This window comes from Sphingomonas edaphi (assembly GCF_003583725.1).
Taxonomy (GTDB): Bacteria; Pseudomonadota; Alphaproteobacteria; order Sphingomonadales; family Sphingomonadaceae; genus Sphingomicrobium; species Sphingomicrobium edaphi.
In genome coordinates this window covers 434,547-453,950 of sequence record NZ_QXTF01000002.1, presented here as the reverse complement: position 1 = coordinate 453,950, position 19,404 = coordinate 434,547, and the positions used below count along the sequence as shown (strand labels likewise).

Genomic DNA, 19,404 nt, shown 5'->3' with positions numbered 1-19,404 from the left:
CCGCGCGACAAGGGAGTCGCACGATGCCGAATTATGAAACCATCCTGTTTTCAAATGACGAAGGCATCGCCCGCATCACGCTCAACCGGCCGGACCGGCTGAACAGCTTTACCCGAGCGATGCATAGCGAACTTCGCGATGCCCTCGGTAATCTCGGCAACGCACGCGTCGTCATCCTGACCGGTTCCGGCCGTGCCTTCTGCGCAGGACAGGATCTCAACGACCGAGCCGTTGCGCCGGGTGATGCGGTCGACCTTGGCGAGACAGTTGAGGAAAGCTGGAACCCGCTCATCCGTACGCTGGCGAGCCTGCCGCAGCCGGTGATTGCCAAGGTCAACGGGGTCGCAGCGGGCGCCGGTGCCAACATTGCGCTCGCCTGCGACATTGTCGTCGCCGCCAGCACCGCCAAGTTCATCCAGAGCTTCTCAGCGCTCGGCCTGATCCCCGACAGCGGCGGAAGCTGGCACCTCCCCCGCCTCGTCGGCCAGGCTCGTGCGCTGGGCCTCGCGCTCACCGGCGAGCCGCTGGAGGCGCCGCAGGCCGCCGACTGGGGCCTCATCTGGAAAAGCGTGGGCGGGGAATGGCTGGACAGCGAAGTCGATGCGCTTGCAGCCAAACTTGCCGCGCTGCCACCGCTTGGCCTGGCCGCAATCAAATCGATCGTCCGCACCACCTGGTCCCGCACCCTCGATGAAGAACTCAATCTGCAGCGCGACGAAATGCGCCGCCTGGGCTTCACCGAGGATTATCGTGAGGGCGTCGCCGCCTTTCTCGAGAAGCGCAAGGCCAGCTTCACCGGCCGCTGACCGACCGCGTAGCAACGGCGGAAGGCCACCTCACAGGACGGATAAAGCCTTCCCGTTGCCTTGTGAGCGTGGATAGGCCTAGGCAGCGCCCAACTATGTCGAGAAGGGTCCCTATCGCGCCATGAAAACCGCACAGCTCCTCAACTATGCGCGCGACCAATGGATCGCAGGCGACAGCGCCGCCCTGGCCGACATCAACTCGGCCATCGACGGAAGCCTCGTTGCAAAGACGGGCTCGGGCGGCCTCGATTTCGCCGCCATGCTCCATCACGCTCGAAACGTTGGCGGTCCGGCCTTACGTAGACTGACCTTTCATGAGCGGGCACGCATCATCAAAGGCCTTGGCCTCGCAATCTTGGAGCGCAAGGAGGAGCTGTACGAGCTTAACTACCTGACCGGAGCCACTCGCAAGGATGGCTGGATTGATATCGAGGGCGGCGCCGGCACCCTGCTCTCATTCTCATCAAAAGGACGGCGCGAACTGCCCGACGCCCATGTGCTCCTCGACGGGGCGCTCGAACCGTTGAGCAAGTCGGGCAGCTTTATCGGCCAGCACATTTACACGCCGCTCCAGGGCGCTGCGGTCCACATCAACGCCTTCAACTTTCCCGTTTGGGGCATGCTGGAAAAGCTCGCGCCGACTCTCCTAGCGGGGATGCCGGCCATCGTGAAGCCGGCCAGCTCCACGGCCTACCTTTGCGAGGCAGCGTTCCGAGTGATGATCGACAGTGGCCTGCTGCCGGATGGCGCGGTCCAGCTGATTGTCGGCGGCGTCGGCGACCTGTTCGATCATTTGACGGGCCAGGATGTGGTTAGCTTCACCGGCTCGGCCGCCACTGCTTTGAAGCTCCGCAGCCACCCGGTCGTCCAGCGCGAAAGCGTAAAGTTCGTCGCCGAGCAGGATAGCCTCAACGCCTCGCTGCTGGGCCCTGACGCCGGGCCAGGTACGCCTGAGTTCGACCTATTCGTGAAGGAGGTCGTCAACGAGATGACGGTTAAGGCGGGGCAGAAGTGCACCGCCATTCGCCGCGCCATGGCGCCAGCCGAGCATCTCGATGCGGTCGAGGCAGCTATCCGCGAACGGCTACAGGCCACCAAGGTCGGCGACCCGCGTGACAGGGAAAGCCGCATGGGGGCCCTTGTCTCCTGCGCACAGCGCGATGACGTCCGCGCCCAGATTGCCAAGCTCACGGCGGCCGGTGCACGCATCGTCAGCGGCGACCCCGACGCCTCCCCGGGCGTGGCGGGCGGCGCCTTCCTTGAGCCGATCCTGCTACGCACCGACGATCCGTGGCACGCCAGCGCTGTCCACGACGTCGAGGCGTTCGGCCCGGTCTCTACAGTCATGCCCTACAAGCACATTGCCGACGCCGTCGCGTTGGCCAATCGCGGCATGGGCAGCCTGGCGCTGTCGCTGTTCACTTACTCACCCGGCGCGGCCCGCGAGTTCATCCAGGGGGCCGCTGCCTATCATGGCCGAATGCTCGTCCTGAACCGCGACAACGCGGCGGAGAGCACCGGCCACGGCTCCCCCCTACCCGTCCTCGTGCACGGCGGTCCTGGGCGCGCGGGGGGATCGGAAGAAATGGGCGGCGTGCGCGGGGTGAAACATTATATGCAGCGCACCGCCATCCAGTCCACGCCCGCAATGATCGCCGCGATCAGCGAACAATATATTCCAGGTGGTCCCAAGCATGTCATCGAGCAGCACCCCTTCCGCCGTCGCATGTCGGAACTCCAGATTGGCGATACGCTCAAGACCCCGAGCCGCACCGTTACGCTCGAGGATATCGAGCATTTCGCTCATTTCACTGGCGACACCTTCTATGCCCACATGGACGACGAAGCCGCCAAGGCCTCGCCGATCTTCGAAGGCCGCGTTGCCCACGGATATCTGATCCTGAGCTTCGCTGCCGGCCTGTTCGTCGATCCTGATCCCGGGCCAGTACTGGCTAACACCGGTCTCGAAAACCTTCGCTTCCTGACACCGCTCTATCCGGGCGATTCCATGCGGGTTGAACTAACCGTTCGCGCCAAGTCACTGAAGAGCGAGGATACTGGCGTGGTTCGCTGGGCAGTCGAGGTCTTCAACCAGAAGGACGAACTGATCGCGACCTACGACCTTCTGACGGAGAACGTTCCCTAGGGTTCGGAACGGCTAGCCAAGCCTCTTCGTTGAAGATCACGAAAAGGAGGAGGCAAACATGGCCCAGCTTCGTGACGTGATGACCAGCGAAATCAAGACGGTTGCCCCCGATGCGACCGCGAAGGAAGCCGCGAGCTTTATGCTCTCGGCCGATACCGGATCGATCCCGGTGTGCGAAAATGAAAAGGTGATCGGCATGATCACCGATCGCGACATCGCCGTCCGCGGCGTTGCCGAAGGTCGCGGTCCGGATTGCTCCGTTCGCGATTTGATGTCGAAGGACGTGGTCTGCGCCCGCGACACGGACGACGTACTGGCGGTGGCGCAGCGGATGAGCGATGCCCAGGTACGCCGCCTGCCGGTCGTGGATGCAGACGACCGCCTAGTCGGCATGGTGAGCCTTGGCGACCTCAGCCGGGAAGCACAGCAGGCCGCCGCCGTCACCGCGCTCGAAGGTGTCAGCGCCGAAGGCAGCAGCCACAAGCAAAGCTGACCAACGAAAAAGCCCGGCGGGTGACCGCCGGGCTTTTACTTGTCCGTGACTAGAAGAATTAGCGACCGAGGCCAGCAATTGCCTCGTCGACCAACGCTTTGTCGCTTTTGGCATCATTGCGCTCGGCAATCAGCTTCGCCGCAGCGGCAGTGGCCGCGCGCGCCGCTGTAGCACGAAGCTCGTCGATCGCGGCGCGCTCTTCCGCGGCAATCTTTGCTTCGGCCATCGCCTTGCGGCGCTCGACCAACGCTTCGGCGTCGTCGGACGCCTTTGCGATGATCTGCTCCGCTTCGTGACGGGCGCGCTCAACCATTGCGGCAGCTTCCTCGCCGGCGGCCTTGGACTTGGCTTCGTATTCCGACTTCAGCGCTTCGGCTTCCTTGCGGACGGCCTGCGCCTCTGCGAGTTGCTCGCGGATGGCGGCAATCTTCAGGTCGAGGCTGCGACCGATCGCGGCCGGTACCTTCTTCCAGATCATCGCCAGCAGGACTAGCGCCATCGCCATCGCGACGATCACCGATGCATTGAAGATTCCGCCAATGGCCGGATCGGCGTGCGCTTCGTCGCCGGCGGGGACCTCGGTGTGGGTGGTTGGCTCAGCCATTGGCCAGCTCCTTGGCAACCAGCGCGCGAGCCGTTGCGGCATCGACGCTGAAGCCGGCGACACGGCTCACCATCTGCTCTGCGGCCTCGGCGGCAACGCCTTCGATCTCCGTCAGCGCGGATGCGCGGGCTTCGGCGATCTTAGCGACTGCCTTGTCGATCTTGGTACCAATCGCCTTGTCCGCCTTGGCAACGGACTTTTCGGTCGCCTTGGCAGCTTCGGCTTTGGCGTCAGCGGCAAGCTTGGCCGCTTCAGCGCGGCTCTTATCCATCGCCGCCCGATAGCCGTCCTCGAGGGCGTCGGCCGTGGCCCGCGCCCCTTCGGCAGCCTTAAGGTCGGCCGCAATCTTCGAATCGCGCGCGTCCACCGTCGCCTGGATCTTCGGCAGCATGCCGTAACCGATGACGACGAGGATGGCGCCAAAGAAGACCAGCAGCCAAAACAGCTGCGACGCGTAGATTTCGCCGATTTGGGCGATCTGCGGCATGGCCGACCCCTTGGACTAGCTTGGTTGGTTTAGGCGACGAACAGCAGGATCATCGCAACGACGAACGCCAGCAGGCCGAGAAGTTCGGCAGCGGCGAAGCCGATGAACAGGCGGCCCTGCTGGCCGTCGGCGGCCGCCGGGTTGCGCAGCGCGCTCTCGAGGAACGAGCCGAAAACGTTGCCCACGCCGATAGCGGCCATGCCAACGCCGATCGCGGCGAGACCAGCACCCAGAAGCTTCGCAGCAGTCGCGTCCATAATGATAACTCCCTTGGAAAAACCGTTGAAAACTTAGTGAAGATTGATCGCGTCGTTGAGGTACAGCGACGTGAGCAAGGCGAAAACATAGGCTTGGATCGCCGCAACCAGCAGTTCGAGCAGCGTGATGCCGAGCATCAGCGCGAAGCTAGGAAGCGAGACGATCAGCGCGGTGCCGATCCCGGCGTTGGCGCCGTTGATGACGAAGCCCGCGAGCACCTTCAGCAGGATGTGACCGGCGGTCATCGCGACGAACAGTCGCAACGCCAAGCTGAACGGGCGAACGAGGAAGCTCATCAGTTCGACAACGAAAATCAGCGGCACCATGATTGGCGGCGTGCCGTGCGGCACGAATAGCGAGAAGAAGTGAAAGCCGTGTTTCGCAAAGCCGACGATGAGTACGATCGCGAAGCTGACGATGGCCAGTACGCCGGTGATCGTCAGGTGGCTGGTCACGGTGAACGCATGCACGCCGAACAGCGCCGTCGGCAACAGGCCGAGGATGTTAGCGAACAAGATGAACATGAACAGCGAGAACACGTAAGGCACGAACTTGCGGCCGGCAGGGCCGATATTCGTATCCATCATGTCGGTGATGAACCCGGTGAAGCCCTCAACCGCCATCTGCCAGCGGCCCGGGACGAGCTCGCGCTTCATGCCCATCATCATGAACGCCCACAGCGCCACGAATGTCATGGCCATCCAAGCGGCCGAATTGGTGAAGGCGATATTGTGGCCCGCGACCACCCAGTCTTGCCCAAAAATGGGCTCGACCAGGAACTGGTGCATCGGATCGATCTTGCCCGATTCTCCCGCCACGCTTCTTCTGCCCTTCTAGTCCAAACGCCCGGCCGTCCTAAGAACGCCGGTTCGACAACTTGATGATGCTCCAGAAACCGCCGACGATGCCTAGCACCAGCCCGACGACGAGGAGCAGGTGCCCCGTGCCGAATGCCTTGTCGAGCACCCAGCCGATCAGCGCACCGCCAAGCAGGCCACCGAGCAGGTAGGACAGGACGCGCTGGCCGAGCTGCTCATTGGCGTCGGTCTGCGGCACCTGGCCGGTCCGCTCCGCTTCCTTCGCCTTCGCCCGGGCAAGCCGCTCTTCGAGCGAATCGAGCCGTGCATCCTGCGGGGACGGAGCGTCCTGCCGGGGGTCGTTTTCCGTCATGTCCTCATTTCCTCCGGTTAAGCGCCAACCCCTTGAAAAGCGGGCGCGTAGGGCAAGGGACATGGCGGCGAACGAGCCCGCCAAGGCGCCGCCCCTTTATGAATTGGCCTTGCACAAGTCAACCGCGAGTCCGGCACGCTTGGCCGCTTTCGAACGCCGTGCCAAGGTCAGCCGATGAGACAGATGACCGGCATCCTCGCCCTAACGCTCGCCGCCTGCAACCAGGTCTCGCCCGCCACGACCGCCAATGAAGCCGCTGTCCCAGCAGTTGCGGCGTCTGCACCCAACCCTGCGCCCCCAGCGGCGAAGCCATTCGTGGCGGAAGAAAAGAACGACCTGATCGACTTCCATTTCGGCTGGTCGGCAGAAGCCGCCGCTGTCCCCGCGCTGGTCAGTCGTTTCACCGCGGAGATGGACAAGGTGAAAATGGATCTCGTCACGAGCGCCAAGGAAGACAAGGCATGGCGCGACAAGGAGGGACTCGACTTCCACGGCTTCATGTTGTCGGTCGATTACAAGACGGCCGGCCAATTCGACCGTCTGCTCAGCCTCAGTCATGAAACTGGCAGCTATACCGGCGGCGCGCACGGCAATTCCGGCGTGAGCGCGCTGCTATGGGACCACAAAGCCGGACGAGAAATTTCGGACAAGGATCTGTTCATGGCGCCCGAGAACCGCGACCGGCTACTCACCCAGCGCTGGTGCGATGCCCTCAACTTGGCACGCGAGAAAAAGCGCGGGGAGCCCGTTGGTGGGGGCGGCATGTTCGACGAATGCCCCAACCTAGACGACATCGCGCTCATACCGATGGACAAGGACGACAATGGCCGCTTCGAGCGGTTAATGCTGGTTGCCTCGCCCTATGTCGCCGGCTCCTACGCGGAAGGCAGCTACGAAATCGATTTGCCGGTAACGCCCGACCTCATCGCCGGCCTGAAGAGCGTTTATCGTAACGGGTTCGAGGCCGCTCAGCCGCAGTAGGCCGGGACCGGAGCGGGCTGCTCCGCGATGCGGCGCTTCCAACCGCCTTCGGCAGCGAAATAGACTTCCCCTACCGCCACGCGGCGCAGCAGCGAGCAGGCGGCGGTTATGCCGACCTCCTCGGTCGTGACTCGCTTGCGCGCGGCAAGGCTGGCGTAGAGGGACCGCCGCTTGATGTTGACCGCCCCGACCTGACGCCTGACCTCGTCAGGCACCGCTCCCACGACTCCTAAATAACCGTCGTACCTCTCCCCGACCTGCCCGGCAGCACGCGCCTGCGCCACGACCGGTGATCGCTGGGCCAGAGCCGGTTTCAATGCGAGCGCCGACGCTACGAAGATCAGCGGCAATGCGATGCGTGTCACTGCTGCGGGCTCTGCGGCTGGTTCTGTGGGAACGCGTCGGGATTCTGGTCGATCAGCTGCTCGACATCGCGTTGAAGCCTAACGAGCACTTCCTGGCGGATCGTGACGTTGAGGTTGATCTCGATCGGCTTATCCGGTGTGTCCACGGTGATGCACCCGCCCAGAGGCAGCATCATCGCTAACCCGCAAGCTGCGGGCAACAGTCGGGATGGTTTCATCGCATCGGTCCTCATGGCTGGTTCGTCGGAGTTGGAGTGATCGTCTCTTCGACCGGGGTCTGGGTCTGCTGCTGGCTTTCCTCACGCCGCCGGGTCTCGACCACGATGCCCGGCACCTCGTCTAGCGGGCGCGGCAGCGCGGGTTCGATGACCTGAGTCGGGTCACGGAAGCTCTTGGCGGTGGCGATAAGCGCACGGAACGGCCCCTTGATCGTCACATTGAAATTCAGCGGAATCTTGTTGATCGAGCGGATGAAGCGCTGCGTGCTGGTATTGCCCAGACCAACGCCCTCGATGTTCAGGCGGGTCGCGAACTCGCCGTCCAGATAGCCGTCCAGCCGGATGATCATTGACTTGAAGCGAAGGTCGCGCAACGCGTCAAAGGCCAGCCCGCCGATCATGCCCAAATTGGCGCGATTGACGACGCCGTTGTAGGCAAGCGTGCCGCCGCCCGGTCGGCTGTCCAGGCGTCCGCCAACGATCCGGCCGCCTTCATCGTCAAAGATCATCGGCAGCACGCCGTCGAACGTCCCCGTCGCCGAAATCTCCTTGAAGCCCATCGAGTCAACGAAGGTCTTCGCATCCAGACCGACGACCTCGAACGTCAGCCGCTTCGGGCTCGGCCGGCCGAAATTCAGGATGGTTTCTTGGAGGATGAGGCGCCCACCCATGAACGGCCACTCGCCTCGCTCGATCTTCACCAGCTGGTCGGGCAGCAGCTGGTACCGGATCACGCCGTTTTCGACGAGGATGCCTGGGTTGATGCTCGTGGCGGTCAGCACCTGCCCCGGCGCCGTCTGCAGGCCCAGCAAGTCAGTGAAGTTGATGGTCGTGCTCAGCCCGGTTACTGGGCCGAAGCTGGCCGCTAGGTCGGTATTGGTGGTGGTGAACTGCCCGGTCGACCGGACTTCACCGTTGCCGTTCCAGGCGATGCGCCCCTGCCCACTAATTGATCCCCGAACTAGCGCGATCACCCCTTCGGTCAGGCGGGTAAGTTCCTCGGGCTGCAGGCCCGCTCCAAAGGTGATTCCCGGCACGTCGAGCAGGGCGGTCCCTTCACCATTGCCCAGATTGTGAGCGATGGTAACGTCGGTCACTCGCGTACCGCTGACCGGATGGCGCAGCGTCCCGGTAGCCCGGATCATCCCGTCGGCCAGCGTGAAGTGCATGTCGTCGCTCTTAAGCGGATAGAATTTCGGCGGATCGGCCTGGTCGGACAGAGTCAGCCGCCCGTCCACGGTCAAATCGCCGTCCTTCACATGCCACTTGCCTGCCACGTCCGTCAGGTCGAGGGGCACCTTGCCAATCTTGGCATCCGCGCCGCCGAACGTTCCGCTCACGCCACTCCCCGAGAAGGTGCCCGCGAGCGTTGCCGCGTTCAGGAGGACCGGCGCATCCGGCTTACCCATGCGCACCGCGACGTTAGCGGCGTTGAAGTCGTTGCCGTTAATCAGCCGTGCCCGCGCCGCATCCAGCGCGAATGGCGACTTACCAAGCGTCCCGCGCAAGCGCACCGGCTGAGTCACTACGCCGATGGAGAGCTTCCCGTTCGCCTGTCGCTGCAGGATGGCACCGTTAATCGCGCAGAGCGGCAGCCGGGTCGGACCGAGCCGGAGCGAACCCGCAGTCAGGCTGGCGAAGCGCGCGTCGATGCAGCCCTCGCCGAAGCGCAAGGCGCCGCCAGTTCCGAAGCGTCCGGCGATCGGGATCCGAAGCCCCGTCACCCGCCCGCCCGAGAATGGCCCGTCAACCAGAGCCACCGTATTCACTTGTGTCCAACCGCTGGGCCGCGCCGCGAAGCGCACCGTCGCCAATGTCAGCCTCGCCCCACCCGCCGCATATGGCGCAACTTCGGCCTGCCCGCTCATCGGGCCGCCCGACCGCGGCTGGCGAACGGCGACCCGGGCGTTCGGCAGCCCGCCGCCGGAGGTTTCAATATTTGCGTCCAGCCGCAACTGATTTGACGGCCAATAATAAGTCACGCCATCACCGCCCGACACGGCAATGCGCGCACCGCCCGGCGCCTGCGCCTCGGCGGTTTCAATTCGCACTCCGCCGCCGCCCTGCCGGTTCACCAGTCGGAGCGATCCGAACACGTCGAACTTGCGCACCGAATTGCGGACCGCGGCCGAAATCGCCTTCGCGATCGGCTCCAGAGGAGTTTCCTCAGCGGAATTGAGCGGATCGGTCAGCCCGCTGGTGAGCGAGGGCGCCAAGGCAACGGCGGTGCCAGCATAATCGCCGACTAGTGTCAGCGAGCCGCGCGACGCATCGAGCCGGTAGCGCCCGTCGAACCGGGTGCGCTGTGACAATATCTGCGCCAGCCGGGCCTGGCGTGCAGACAAGTCGATGCGACCGAGAATGTCGGTTGGCTCGCCCTTGAAGCTGATGTTGCTGGTCACGCCAGCCAAACCGTTCACTCCGGCCTGCAGGGACGCGACAGTCAGGCGGCCCTTGCCGTCGAAGCTGCCAAACGCTTCAGAAAAGCTGCTGTCGATTTCCATGCGCAGCTGATTGAGCGCCAGATTGCTCGCCTGGCAGGCGAAATTGGCTGCGCCGACCGGCCCCCGCACCTGCGGCCGCCGGGCGACAACGCCGATCCGAACAACCGTCCTAAGCTCGTCAAGCGTGCAGGCACCGGGTGTGAGCTTGTGAGCCACCGCCGCTAGGTGCCCCTTGAACCCACCGGATAAGTTGCCCCGGCCCTGCACCGCAAAACCCATGGGACCATAGGGCGTCGCCAGCGCAATCGTCGTATCCTTGAGGTCGACGGTGAGGTCGGGAAGCGTGAAAGGCTTGCCGCTCGGCGGTGGCAGCAGCTTGTCGATTTCGCCCCAGCTGACCTTGTTGCCGACGACCCGGCCTTTCAGCCGGACACCGCGCGCCACGACGCGATAGACCTCAACGCTGCCGTTCAGCTTGATTCTAATCTGGATGACGGCGCGCTTTGCGACTAGGTCGGGGTTGGCGGGATCGCCAATAACGAGGTCGCTGACCTGTTGCGTGCGAAAGCCGACGCGGTCGAGCTTGTAACTGGCGGTTACCCCGCGCCTGGCGAGTTCATCGCGAATGGCATCGTCAGCGATCGGCTTTCGCCAAATCCACACCGCCGCCAGTACGAGCAGGGAAAGTATAAGGATGGCGAGCAGCCCGAAGCGCGTAATACGCCAGGCAATATGCCAGCCGCTCCGGTCGCGGACGTGCACATGCTCGACGAGGCCTCCCTGCTCGAGGCCCTGTGCCACGTCCTCGAGCACTCCGTCGTCCTTGCCGCCACCGGTCATCCCGGGTGAAACCCTCCTTCGCAGCGACCGTTCCGTCACCGCCACAAACTTGCGTTGCATGGATGTCACGCTTTGCCTAGCGTCCGGTCAGCTTAGCAGGCCAACGCGTCAGGGCATCTGAACCGCCATTGCCAGCTCATGATCGACGGTGCACGCGATGCTTGGACCAACCGCGATGGGCGCAGCACCGTTGACGAAGCAGCGGCCCATGTCCGCGAAGTCATATCCAGCGACAAGAACATCCGCCTGACTCAAGTTCGTCGACGCCAGACGGCATCGGCCGGTCAGGTTCATGACCATCCCGTGGTCAGCGGCAGTGGCGCAGGAACATGAAGTCGATTGGCCTTATTTGATCCATCGCAAGAATAGTTCGCATCGTTCTTCTGTCAGCCGCGTTGTCCCGGCATCCCCCTTTGAATGGAGACAATGATGTTCGGAAACGACAATGACGGTGTTACCGTTCTCAAGACCCTGACTGACACGCTGGCCGACAGCATAAATGGCTATCGCGACGCAGCCGAACATGTGGATTCGAACGAATTCCGGCAGATGTTCGTGCAGCTTGCCGAAGACCGTAGCCGGACATTGAGCGACCTCCAGGCAGAAGTCAGCCGCCTCGGCGGGTCGGTCGACAGCGACGGCACCACCCTTGGCCACCTCCACCAGCGCTGGCTGGACTTTAAGGCGGGCCTCACTGGTCGCGACGACAAGGCGGTGATCAACGAAGTCGAACGCGGCGAAGATTATCTGAAGGGCAAGTTCGAAGCTGCCCTCTCGTCGGACTCGCTCGACGCCAATGTCCGTTCCCCGATCGAACGCGCCTACGGGTCGGTCCGAGAAGGCCATGACCGCGTCAGCCAGCTCAAGCACTCGCTCGAAGGCCATCCGACCAACATCTAACTCAATGCGGCGGGGACATATCGCTGTCCTCGCCGCTCTTGAACATTTTGCGCGATGATTGAACCCGCGCGCGGCCCCTGCTAGCCGCGCCGCCATGGTTCCTCGCTATTCCCGCCCCGCCATGACCGCCATCTGGTCGTCCGAAAACCGCTACCGCATCTGGTGGGCGATCGAAGTCTTCGCCGCCGAAGCGATGGGCAAGATCGGGATGATCCCGGCAGATGACGCCGCGACCATCCGAAAGGCCTTTGACGCCAACGTGCTAGGTCCGATTGACGTGCCGGCGATCGACGCGATCGAAGCGGTGACCAAGCATGACGTGATCGCTTTCCTTACCTGGGCGGGCGAAAAGCTGGGGCCGGAACGCCGCTGGCTCCACCAGGGAATGACGAGCAGCGACGTGCTGGACACCAGCCTCGCCGTGCAGCTCAAACAATCCGCAGATCTGCTACTCGAAGACCTCGATGCGCTGCTCGACGTGCTCAAGCGCCGGGCCTTCGAACATAAGCTCACACCGACGATTGGCCGCAGCCACGGTATCCATGCCGAGCCGGTAACGTTCGGCCTGAAGCTGGCGCAGGCCTATGCCGAATTCGACCGCAACCGTGCCCGGCTGAAGGCCGCGCGCGCCGATATCGCGACCTGCGCAATTTCTGGCGCGGTTGGCACCTTCGCCAACATCGACCCAGCGATCGAGGAGCATGTCGCGGCGGAGCTCGGCCTGACGCCCGAACCTACATCGACACAGGTCATCCCGCGCGATCGCCACGCCGCGTTCTTTGCGGTGCTCGGCGTAATCGCTTCGTCCATTGAGCGGCTCGCCGTTGAGGTACGGCACCTGCAGCGCACCGAAGTGCTGGAAGCGGAGGAATATTTCTCGCCCGGCCAAAAGGGCAGCTCAGCCATGCCGCACAAGCGCAACCCGGTGCTGACCGAGAATTTGACCGGTCTTGCTCGCGTCGTCCGCTCCGCAGTCGTCCCGGCGATGGAAAATGTCGCGTTGTGGCATGAGCGCGACATCAGCCATTCGTCAGTCGAGCGGTTCATCGGTCCCGACGCCTGCATCACGCTCGATTTCGCCCTCGCCCGCCTGACCGGCGTTATCGACAAGCTTCTCGTCTACCCCGACCGGATGCAGCGCAATATGGACCGGATGGGCGGCCTTATTCATTCGCAGCGTGTCCTGCTCGCCCTCACTCAGGCGGGCCTCAGCCGGGAAGACAGCTATGCGCTGGTCCAGCGAAACGCGATGAAGGTGTGGGAAAGCGACGGCCAGCTCCAGCTGCTCGACTTGCTGAAGGCCGATCCCGAGGTGACGGGCAAGCTCAGCGAGCGCCAGCTCGAGGAACTGTTCGATCTTGGTTATCATTTGAAGCGTGTGGACATGATCTTCGACCGCGTTTTTGGGAAGCAGGATTGACGGCACACGCTGCTCTTCGCGACGCTACACGGCAGGCCCATGATCGGCTCGACCGGCGCTTCTCGGCGCTCAACCTAGCCTCCATCGTCGACTATGGAGATTTCCTTCGCGCCCATGCTGCGGCATTCCTCCCTGTCGAGCACGCGCTGGAGCGCAGTGGCGCAGCGGCGCTGATCGCCGGCTGGCACGACATCAAGCGGGGGAATGCGCTGAAAAGCGACCTCCACGCCCTGGGTGTCGCCAGCCCGACGCCGGAGAATGCACCAGATTTTGAACAACGGGCGGAGCTTCTGGGCGGCCTTTACGTTCTGGAAGGTTCACGACTCGGCGGAAAGATACTTTATAAGGCCGTCGGCAGCGGTTTTCCGACGCGTTTTCTTGCAAGCCGGGCACCCGTTGGCCACTGGAGGTCGTTCGTTGCGATGCTGGAAGAGATGCTCTACTCGGATGGGGATCGCGCAACAGCCGGCGCAACAGCCGTACGGACATTCGAGTGTTTCGAGCGTGCTGCCGGAAGGGTTCTAACGAAGTGAAGCAGCTCGATCCTTCCGAGCCAGTTGATCTCACCAACTGCGACCGCGAGCCAATCCACCTCCTGGGCGCGATCCAGCCGATCGGCGCGCTGATTGTTTTGTCCTCCGACTGGATCGTATCGCGGACGTCTGCCAACATTGGTGAGTTTTTCGACACCACGCCGGAACAGTTAATCGGCCAGCCGCTGAGCTCGCTATTCAGCGGGGAGGCCATACACGGCCTGCGCAATCGGCTGGCACTTGTCCGTGGTCCTGATGCCGTCGAGCGCGTATTTCGTTGCCCTCTCGTCGCAGGTGGACCGGACTTCGACATTGCGCTGCACATGATCGGTGGCCAAGTCATCATTGAGGTCGAGCCTTCTACCGAGCGCAATTACGGAGACGCCACCGGAACCGTGCGCGGCATGGTCGGGCGCCTCGACCAGACGCCCAATCTCAACGGCCTGTTCGCGGAAGGAGCGCGCCAAATCCGCGCGCTGACCGGCTTTGATCGCGTGATGGTTTACCGCTTCGATAACGATGGTTCAGGGGAAGTCGTCGCCGAGAGCGCTAAGCCCGGCATTGGCAGTTTCATGGGCCTCCACTATCCCGCTAGCGACATTCCGCGCCAGGCGCGCGAACTATACAAGCGCTCTCTGCTACGGGTCATCACTGACATCGATTCCTTACCGGTGCCGATTGTCCCAGCGCTCGACGAGCATAAGCGGCCGGTCGACCTTTCGCTGGCGGTGCTTCGCTCCGTTTCCCCGATCCATATCGAATATCTGCGAAACATGGGCGTCCGCGCGTCCATGTCGATTTCCATTATTGTCGACGGCGAATTGTGGGGTTTGATCGCCTGCCATCATTATAATCCCCGCTGTCCTAGCTTCGAACGCCGCTCCGTCGCGGAACTGTTCGCGCAGATGTTCGCGATGCGGATCGAAAGCCGCCTGCGGCAGGAAACGGTCGAATATGAGCGGCGCGCGCGTGACATTTCGGACCAGCTCCTCGGCGCCGTGGCATCGGACGACACGCTGCTCAACGATCCCGACTGGCTATCGCAAATTCTGACCCGGACAATTCCGGCGGACGGGGTCGGCGTGTGGATCAACGGGAACTACGCGTTTTCCGGCCTTACTCCCGACACGGCAGGATTCGCGCGCATTATCAAGGCGCTGAACGGCGCCTCGGCGGGCAAGGTTTTCGCGACCGACCATATCGCCGGTCTAGTGCCGGAGGCAGCCAGCTTCAGTTCGATCGCAGCGGGCATGCTGTCGATCCCCATCAGCAGGGCCCCACGCGACTATGTCGTGTTGTTTCGGCAAGAACGGACGCGCTCGGTCCGATGGGCGGGCGATCCGCACAAGCCAGTGGAATATGGCCCCAATGGCCCGCGCCTGACGCCACGCGAGAGTTTCGCAGAATGGAAGGAGCTGGTCGAAGGACGGTCGCTACCCTTCACCGCATCCGAACTTCGCGTTGCCGAGACGCTTCGCGCCACGCTGATTGAGGTCGTCCTGCGCCTGTCAGACGAGGCGAGCGTTGAGCGGCAGGCCGCTAACGAACGACAGGAATTGTTGATCGCCGAACTGAACCACCGGGTCCGCAACATCCTCTCGTTGATCCGAGGCCTAATCCGGCAGTCTAAGCCGTCCGACGAGACCTCAATCGAGGATTTCGTGTCGATGATCGACGGTCGCGTCCACGCACTGGCCCGGGCGCACAACCAGATCACGGATGACCACTGGGGCCCCGCCCCCTTGAAGGCGCTCATCCAAGCCGAGGCCGCCGCCTTCCTGACCACCAAGAAAGACCGCGTCGCCACTCAGGGCGAACCAGTCCTACTGAATCCGCAGGCCTATTCGACAATCGCACTTGTGATGCATGAACTGGTTACCAATTCGGCCAAATATGGCGGCCTCAGTGACAACGGCCGCGTCGACATCCGCTGGGAGCACGATAATATTGGCAACCTGGTAATCGACTGGACTGAGAGCGGCGGCCCGACAGTTAAAGAGCCAACCCGTAAAGGCTTCGGGACTACTATTATCGAACATAGCGTGCCCTACGACCTTGGTGGACGGGCCGAACTGAATTACGATCCAGAGGGATTTCGCGCCCGCTTCGTCATCCCGGGTAAACACGTCGTCGATTCCGCCGATGTGAAGGGGCCCCACATCGACTATCCCGACGCGCCGGCCGCCGACGAGCCGGTCCGCAGCGACTTACTGAATGGAAAGCGTGTCCTCTTGGTTGAGGACAGCCTGATTATCGCCCTCGACGCCGAAGACATTCTACGTCGGTTGGGCGCGGACGACGTCAATACGGATGGCACGGTCGCGGGAGCCATCGCCTCGATTGAGACAGAGCAGCCCGACCTCGCGGTACTCGACATAAATCTCGGCGATCATAACAGCTTCCCCATCGCGGATCGCTTGGAAACCCTTGGTGTGCCTTTCATGTTCGCCACCGGCTACGGTGAGCAGGCGCAGCTGCCATCGAACCACATGGCCCGAATGGTTGTGCAGAAGCCTTATACCTTGGGCGCAGTTAGCCGCAGGCTGTCCGAGTTGCTGGGTGTCGAAACTGACGAGACGACTTAGCCGCCGAGTGCCTCGCGTATCCGGCTGAAGAAGCCCTTGCTGGCCGGACACTCGTCGCCCGTCTCCGTGGTCCGAAATTGCTCAAGAATCGCTTTTTGCTCCTTGCTGAGCCGGGTCGGCGTTTCGACAAGGATGCGGGTCATCAGATCGCCCCGTCCGCGCCCGTTGATCACGCTCATTCCCGCACCCCGCTGGCGAAGGGTTTCGCCAGACTGGACGCCGGCCGGAATCTTTATCTCGATCTTTTCGCCGTCGATGCCCGGAATGGCGATCGAGCCGCCAAGCGCTGCGGTCGTAAAGCTGATCGGCGCTTCGGCGATCAACGTCGTTCCTTCGCGGCTGAAAATGGCGTGCCGCTTCATGTGAACGAACAGGTAGAGGTCGCCTGACGCCGCACCTCGCACGCCAGCCTCGCCTTCACCTGCAACGCGTATTCGCGTGCCTTCATCGACCCCGGCGGGAATATTAACGTTGAGCTTGCGCGATTTCAGCGTCCGACCCTCGCCATCACATGCGCCGCACGGATCGGCAACCGTTTCGCCCGAACCCATGCAAGTTGGGCAGCCCCGCTCGACTACGAAGAAGCCTTGCTGGGCACGAACCTTGCCCGCGCCGCCACAGGTTCCGCAGCGGGCTGGTGAGGTATGACCTTTCGATCCCGAAGCATTGCAAGCTTCGCAACCGGCCAGCGCTTGAATGGCGATGGTCTTTTCGGTCCCGCCGAACGCTTCTTCCAACGTCAGTTCGAGATCGTAGCGCAGGTCAGATCCGCGCGCGGCACTCGCCCGCTGCGCGTGCGGGTCCATGAATTCGCCAAAAATCGAAGAAAAAATATCCGAAAAGCCATCAAAGCCTTGGCCGCCGCCGAACGGACCGCCAGCCCCGCCGTTTTGGAACGCCGCATGACCAAAGCGGTCGTACGCCGCCCGCTTCTGCGGATCCTTCAGGCAGTCGTAAGCCTCGTTGAGCGCCTTGAAATGCGCTTCTTTGTCGGTGCAGCCGCCGTGGCGATCGGGATGACAATCCATCGCCGCCTTGCGAAAGGCCGCCTTGATCGCCTTGTCGTCCGCGTTGCGCGGAACGCCTAGCAGTTCGTAATAATCCGTGGCCATCAGTCCCCACCCATGACGAGCGGCGCCGACCGTTCACTCGCCGGCGCCGCCATTGTCATGACCCCTTAGGCCTTCTTGTCGTCGTCGACTTCCGAAAATTCGGCGTCGACCACTTCTTCCTCAGCCGGAGCTGCTTCGGCGGTGGCGTCGGCAGAACCCGCAGAGTCCGTCGCGTCTGCCCCTTCGGCCTGCGTCTTTTCGTAGATCGCCTGACCAAGCTTCATCGCCGCCTGGGCAAGCGCTTCGGTCTTGGTCTTCATCGCTTCCGCGTCGCCGCCTTCGACTGCGGTCTTGGCTTCGGCAACGGCGGTTTCGATTTCGCCCTTCAACGACGCGTCCACCTTGTCGCCATGCTCCTTGAGCTGCTGCTCGGTCGAGTGGATCAGGCTTTCGGCCTGGTTTTTCGACTCTGCCGCTTCCTTGCGCTTCTTGTCCTCATCGGCGAACTGCTCGGCTTCCTTGACCATCTTTTCGATGTCGGCATCGGACAGGCCGCCGGAAGCCTGGATTTTGATCTGCTGTTCCTTGCCCGTGCCCTTGTCCTTGGCATGAACGTTAACGATGCCGTTCGCGTCGATGTCGAACGTCACTTCGATCTGCGGAACGCCGCGCGGCGCCGGGGGAATGCCGACCAGGTCGAACTGGCCGAGCATTTTGTTGTCCGCCGCCATTTCGCGTTCGCCCTGGAAGACGCGGATGGTCACCGCATTCTGGTTGTCGTCCGCGGTCGAAAAGGTCTGCGACTTCTTCGTCGGAATTGTCGTGTTGCGGTCGATCATCCGGGTGAACACGCCGCCCAGAGTCTCGATGCCCAGCGACAGCGGGGTCACGTCGAGCAGCAGAACGTCCTTGACGTCGCCCTGGAGCACGCCAGCCTGGATGGCAGCGCCCATCGCGACGACTTCGTCCGGATTGACGCCGGTGTGAGGTTCCTTGCCAAAGAATTCCTTCACGACTTCCCGAACGCGCGGCATGCGGGTCATACCGCCGACCAGCACAACATCGTCGATGCCCTTGGCGTCGATGCCGGCATCCTTCATCGCCTTCTTGCAGGGCTCGAGCGTGCGGTTGATCAGGTCAGCGACCAGCTTTTCCAGGTCGGCACGAGTGATGGTTTCGACGAGGTGGAGCGGGGTCGTCGCTCCGCCTTCCATGCGTGCGGTGATGAAGGGCTGGTTGATCTCCGTCGACTGGGCCGACGACAGTTCGATTTTCGCCTTTTCCGCGGCTTCCTTGAGGCGCTGGAGCGCGAGGCGGTCAGTGCGGAGGTCGATGCCCTCCTTCGCTTTGAACTTGTCAGCCAGATATTCGACGATCTTCGCGTCAAAGTCCTCGCCGCCCAAGAAGGTGTCGCCGTTGGTCGACTTCACCTCGAACACGCCGTCGCCAATTTCCAGAATCGAAACGTCGAACGTGCCGCCGCCCAAGTCGTAGACCGCGATGGTCTTGCCGTCGTTCTTCTCCAAACCATACGCAAGCGCGGCCGCTGTCGGCTCGTTGATGATACGCAGGACCTCAAGGCCCGCGATCTGGCCGGCGTCCTTAGTTGCCTGGCGCTGTGCGTCGTTGAAATAGGCCGGGACTGTGATGACTGCCTGCGTGACCGTCTCGCCGAGATAAGCCTCGGCGGTTTCCTTCATCTTTTGCAGCGTGAAGGCCGAAATCTGTGAAGGCGAATAATCCTTGCCGCCCGCCTGCACCCAAGCATCGCCATTCGATCCCTTGACGATCTTGTAGGGCACCAGCTCGGTGTCTTTCTTGGTGATCGGATCATCGAACCGGCGTCCGATCAGACGCTTTACGGCAAAAATCGTATTGTCGGGATTGGTCACCGCCTGGCGCTTCGCCGGCTGCCCGATCAGGCGCTCGCCGTCCTTTGTGAAAGCAACGACCGACGGCGTCGTGCGCGCACCTTCGCTGTTCTCGATGACCTTTGGCTTGCCGCCTTCCATGACCGCAACGCAGCTGTTGGTCGTACCAAGATCGATCCCGATCACTTTCGCCATATTCTTACCCTCTTACTTGCCCCTTGGACGCGACTT

The 19,404-nt window shown here is 62.7% G+C and carries 19 protein-coding genes; 9 read left to right on the top strand and 10 right to left on the bottom strand.

All coding sequences use genetic code 11. The features are described 5' to 3' along the window. Positions 1-23: 23 nt before the first annotated feature. The 3 genes from paaG (at position 24) to D3M59_RS09120 (ending at position 3,445) form a co-directional block, all read left to right on the top strand. On the top strand, positions 24-806 hold the full coding sequence (gene paaG / locus D3M59_RS09130; protein ID WP_119533318.1) for a 2-(1,2-epoxy-1,2-dihydrophenyl)acetyl-CoA isomerase PaaG: 783 nt from the start codon (positions 24-26) through the stop codon (positions 804-806). Between the two features lie 121 nt (positions 807-927). Further along, positions 928-2,952 carry a phenylacetic acid degradation bifunctional protein PaaZ gene (gene paaZ / locus D3M59_RS09125; protein WP_119533317.1) on the top strand — a complete coding sequence of 675 codons (2,025 nt, stop codon included), beginning with the start codon at positions 928-930 and terminating at the stop codon, positions 2,950-2,952. A 58-nt stretch (positions 2,953-3,010) separates the two neighbouring features. Further along, positions 3,011-3,445 carry a CBS domain-containing protein gene (locus D3M59_RS09120; protein ID WP_119533316.1) on the top strand — a complete coding sequence of 145 codons (435 nt, stop codon included), beginning with the start codon at positions 3,011-3,013 and terminating at the stop codon, positions 3,443-3,445. 58 nt (positions 3,446-3,503) lie between these two features. Here the strand turns inward: D3M59_RS09120 and D3M59_RS09115 are convergent, their stop codons facing one another. Genes D3M59_RS09115 through D3M59_RS09095 form a run of 5 tightly spaced genes read right to left on the bottom strand, consistent with a single transcriptional unit; the run spans position 3,504 to position 5,964 of the window. After that, the gene (locus D3M59_RS09115) at positions 3,504-4,049 is read right to left on the bottom strand and encodes a F0F1 ATP synthase subunit B family protein (protein ID WP_119533315.1); all 546 of its coding nucleotides are present in this window, start codon (positions 4,047-4,049) and stop codon (positions 3,504-3,506) included. Beyond that, a complete protein-coding gene (locus D3M59_RS09110) occupies positions 4,042-4,536 on the bottom strand; it encodes a F0F1 ATP synthase subunit B family protein (protein WP_119533314.1) in 495 nt (164 codons plus the stop codon). The genes D3M59_RS09115 and D3M59_RS09110 overlap by 8 nt, the downstream gene beginning before the upstream one ends. A gap of 29 nt (positions 4,537-4,565) precedes the next feature. Beyond that, a complete protein-coding gene (locus D3M59_RS09105; RefSeq protein WP_037502558.1) occupies positions 4,566-4,793 on the bottom strand; it encodes a F0F1 ATP synthase subunit C in 228 nt (75 codons plus the stop codon). Between the two features lie 33 nt (positions 4,794-4,826). Then, on the bottom strand, positions 4,827-5,612 hold the full coding sequence (locus tag D3M59_RS09100) for a F0F1 ATP synthase subunit A (protein ID WP_119533313.1): 786 nt from the start codon (positions 5,610-5,612) through the stop codon (positions 4,827-4,829). Positions 5,613-5,649: 37 nt separating this feature from the next. Beyond that, positions 5,650-5,964: an AtpZ/AtpI family protein gene (locus tag D3M59_RS09095; protein WP_119533312.1), complete on the bottom strand. Its 315-nt coding sequence runs from the start codon at positions 5,962-5,964 to the stop codon at positions 5,650-5,652. A gap of 174 nt (positions 5,965-6,138) precedes the next feature. Between D3M59_RS09095 and D3M59_RS09090 the strand changes: the two genes are divergently transcribed. Further along, positions 6,139-6,945, top strand: coding sequence for a PdaC/SigV domain-containing protein (locus tag D3M59_RS09090; protein ID WP_119533311.1), 807 nt, complete (start codon positions 6,139-6,141; stop codon positions 6,943-6,945). Here D3M59_RS09090 and D3M59_RS09085 read toward each other — a convergent pair. From D3M59_RS09085 to D3M59_RS09075, 3 genes are read right to left on the bottom strand one after another with little or no spacing between them, the layout of a single operon-like run. Beyond that, a complete protein-coding gene (locus D3M59_RS09085) occupies positions 6,933-7,310 on the bottom strand; it encodes a YdbL family protein (protein WP_119533310.1) in 378 nt (125 codons plus the stop codon). The genes D3M59_RS09090 and D3M59_RS09085 overlap by 13 nt on opposite strands. Continuing rightward, a complete protein-coding gene (locus D3M59_RS09080; RefSeq protein WP_407695444.1) occupies positions 7,307-7,486 on the bottom strand; it encodes a YnbE family lipoprotein in 180 nt (59 codons plus the stop codon). The genes D3M59_RS09085 and D3M59_RS09080 overlap by 4 nt, the downstream gene beginning before the upstream one ends. A gap of 53 nt (positions 7,487-7,539) precedes the next feature. Continuing rightward, positions 7,540-10,872 (bottom strand): intermembrane phospholipid transport protein YdbH family protein, encoded by a 3,333-nt coding sequence (locus D3M59_RS09075; protein ID WP_119533309.1) that lies wholly within the window; start codon positions 10,870-10,872, stop codon positions 7,540-7,542. A 78-nt stretch (positions 10,873-10,950) separates the two neighbouring features. Between D3M59_RS09075 and D3M59_RS11955 the strand changes: the two genes are divergently transcribed. The 5 genes from D3M59_RS11955 (at position 10,951) to D3M59_RS09050 (ending at position 16,250) form a co-directional block, all read left to right on the top strand. Continuing rightward, positions 10,951-11,145: a hypothetical protein gene (locus D3M59_RS11955; protein ID WP_147416735.1), complete on the top strand. Its 195-nt coding sequence runs from the start codon at positions 10,951-10,953 to the stop codon at positions 11,143-11,145. A 93-nt stretch (positions 11,146-11,238) separates the two neighbouring features. Continuing rightward, entirely contained in the window at positions 11,239-11,712 is a 474-nt protein-coding gene (locus D3M59_RS09065; RefSeq protein ID WP_158581986.1) for a ferritin-like domain-containing protein, read from the top strand. 94 nt (positions 11,713-11,806) lie between these two features. Beyond that, the gene (purB, locus tag D3M59_RS09060; protein WP_119533306.1) at positions 11,807-13,132 is read left to right on the top strand and encodes an adenylosuccinate lyase; all 1,326 of its coding nucleotides are present in this window, start codon (positions 11,807-11,809) and stop codon (positions 13,130-13,132) included. Further along, positions 13,129-13,665, top strand: coding sequence for a biliverdin-producing heme oxygenase (locus D3M59_RS09055; RefSeq protein ID WP_119533305.1), 537 nt, complete (start codon positions 13,129-13,131; stop codon positions 13,663-13,665). Before purB ends, D3M59_RS09055 begins: the two co-directional genes overlap by 4 nt. Then, positions 13,662-16,250: an HWE histidine kinase domain-containing protein gene (locus D3M59_RS09050; RefSeq protein WP_119533304.1), complete on the top strand. Its 2,589-nt coding sequence runs from the start codon at positions 13,662-13,664 to the stop codon at positions 16,248-16,250. Before D3M59_RS09055 ends, D3M59_RS09050 begins: the two co-directional genes overlap by 4 nt. Here D3M59_RS09050 and dnaJ read toward each other — a convergent pair. After that, entirely contained in the window at positions 16,247-17,362 is a 1,116-nt protein-coding gene (dnaJ, locus tag D3M59_RS09045) for a molecular chaperone DnaJ (protein WP_119533303.1), read from the bottom strand. The genes D3M59_RS09050 and dnaJ overlap by 4 nt on opposite strands. Positions 17,363-17,427: 65 nt before the next feature. Then, on the bottom strand, positions 17,428-19,368 hold the full coding sequence (gene dnaK / locus D3M59_RS09040) for a molecular chaperone DnaK (protein WP_119533302.1): 1,941 nt from the start codon (positions 19,366-19,368) through the stop codon (positions 17,428-17,430). Between the last annotated feature and the right edge of the window lie 36 nt (positions 19,369-19,404).

Coding starts and splice junctions, on each gene's coding strand:
- D3M59_RS09115 (WP_119533315.1), bottom strand. CDS start 4,049: ATGGCTGAGCCAACCACCCACACCGAGGTCCCCGCCGGCGACGAAGCG.
- D3M59_RS09110 (WP_119533314.1), bottom strand. CDS start 4,536: ATGCCGCAGATCGCCCAAATCGGCGAAATCTACGCGTCGCAGCTGTTT.
- D3M59_RS09090 (WP_119533311.1), top strand. CDS start 6,139: ATGAGACAGATGACCGGCATCCTCGCCCTAACGCTCGCCGCCTGCAAC.
- D3M59_RS09105 (WP_037502558.1), bottom strand. CDS start 4,793: ATGGACGCGACTGCTGCGAAGCTTCTGGGTGCTGGTCTCGCCGCGATC.
- D3M59_RS09075 (WP_119533309.1), bottom strand. CDS start 10,872: ATGCAACGCAAGTTTGTGGCGGTGACGGAACGGTCGCTGCGAAGGAGG.
- paaZ (WP_119533317.1), top strand. CDS start 928: ATGAAAACCGCACAGCTCCTCAACTATGCGCGCGACCAATGGATCGCA.
- D3M59_RS09065 (WP_158581986.1), top strand. CDS start 11,239: ATGATGTTCGGAAACGACAATGACGGTGTTACCGTTCTCAAGACCCTG.
- D3M59_RS09120 (WP_119533316.1), top strand. CDS start 3,011: ATGGCCCAGCTTCGTGACGTGATGACCAGCGAAATCAAGACGGTTGCC.
- dnaJ (WP_119533303.1), bottom strand. CDS start 17,362: ATGGCCACGGATTATTACGAACTGCTAGGCGTTCCGCGCAACGCGGAC.
- D3M59_RS09095 (WP_119533312.1), bottom strand. CDS start 5,964: ATGACGGAAAACGACCCCCGGCAGGACGCTCCGTCCCCGCAGGATGCA.
- dnaK (WP_119533302.1), bottom strand. CDS start 19,368: ATGGCGAAAGTGATCGGGATCGATCTTGGTACGACCAACAGCTGCGTT.
- D3M59_RS09080 (WP_407695444.1), bottom strand. CDS start 7,486: ATGATGCTGCCTCTGGGCGGGTGCATCACCGTGGACACACCGGATAAG.
- D3M59_RS11955 (WP_147416735.1), top strand. CDS start 10,951: ATGATCGACGGTGCACGCGATGCTTGGACCAACCGCGATGGGCGCAGC.
- purB (WP_119533306.1), top strand. CDS start 11,807: ATGGTTCCTCGCTATTCCCGCCCCGCCATGACCGCCATCTGGTCGTCC.
- paaG (WP_119533318.1), top strand. CDS start 24: ATGCCGAATTATGAAACCATCCTGTTTTCAAATGACGAAGGCATCGCC.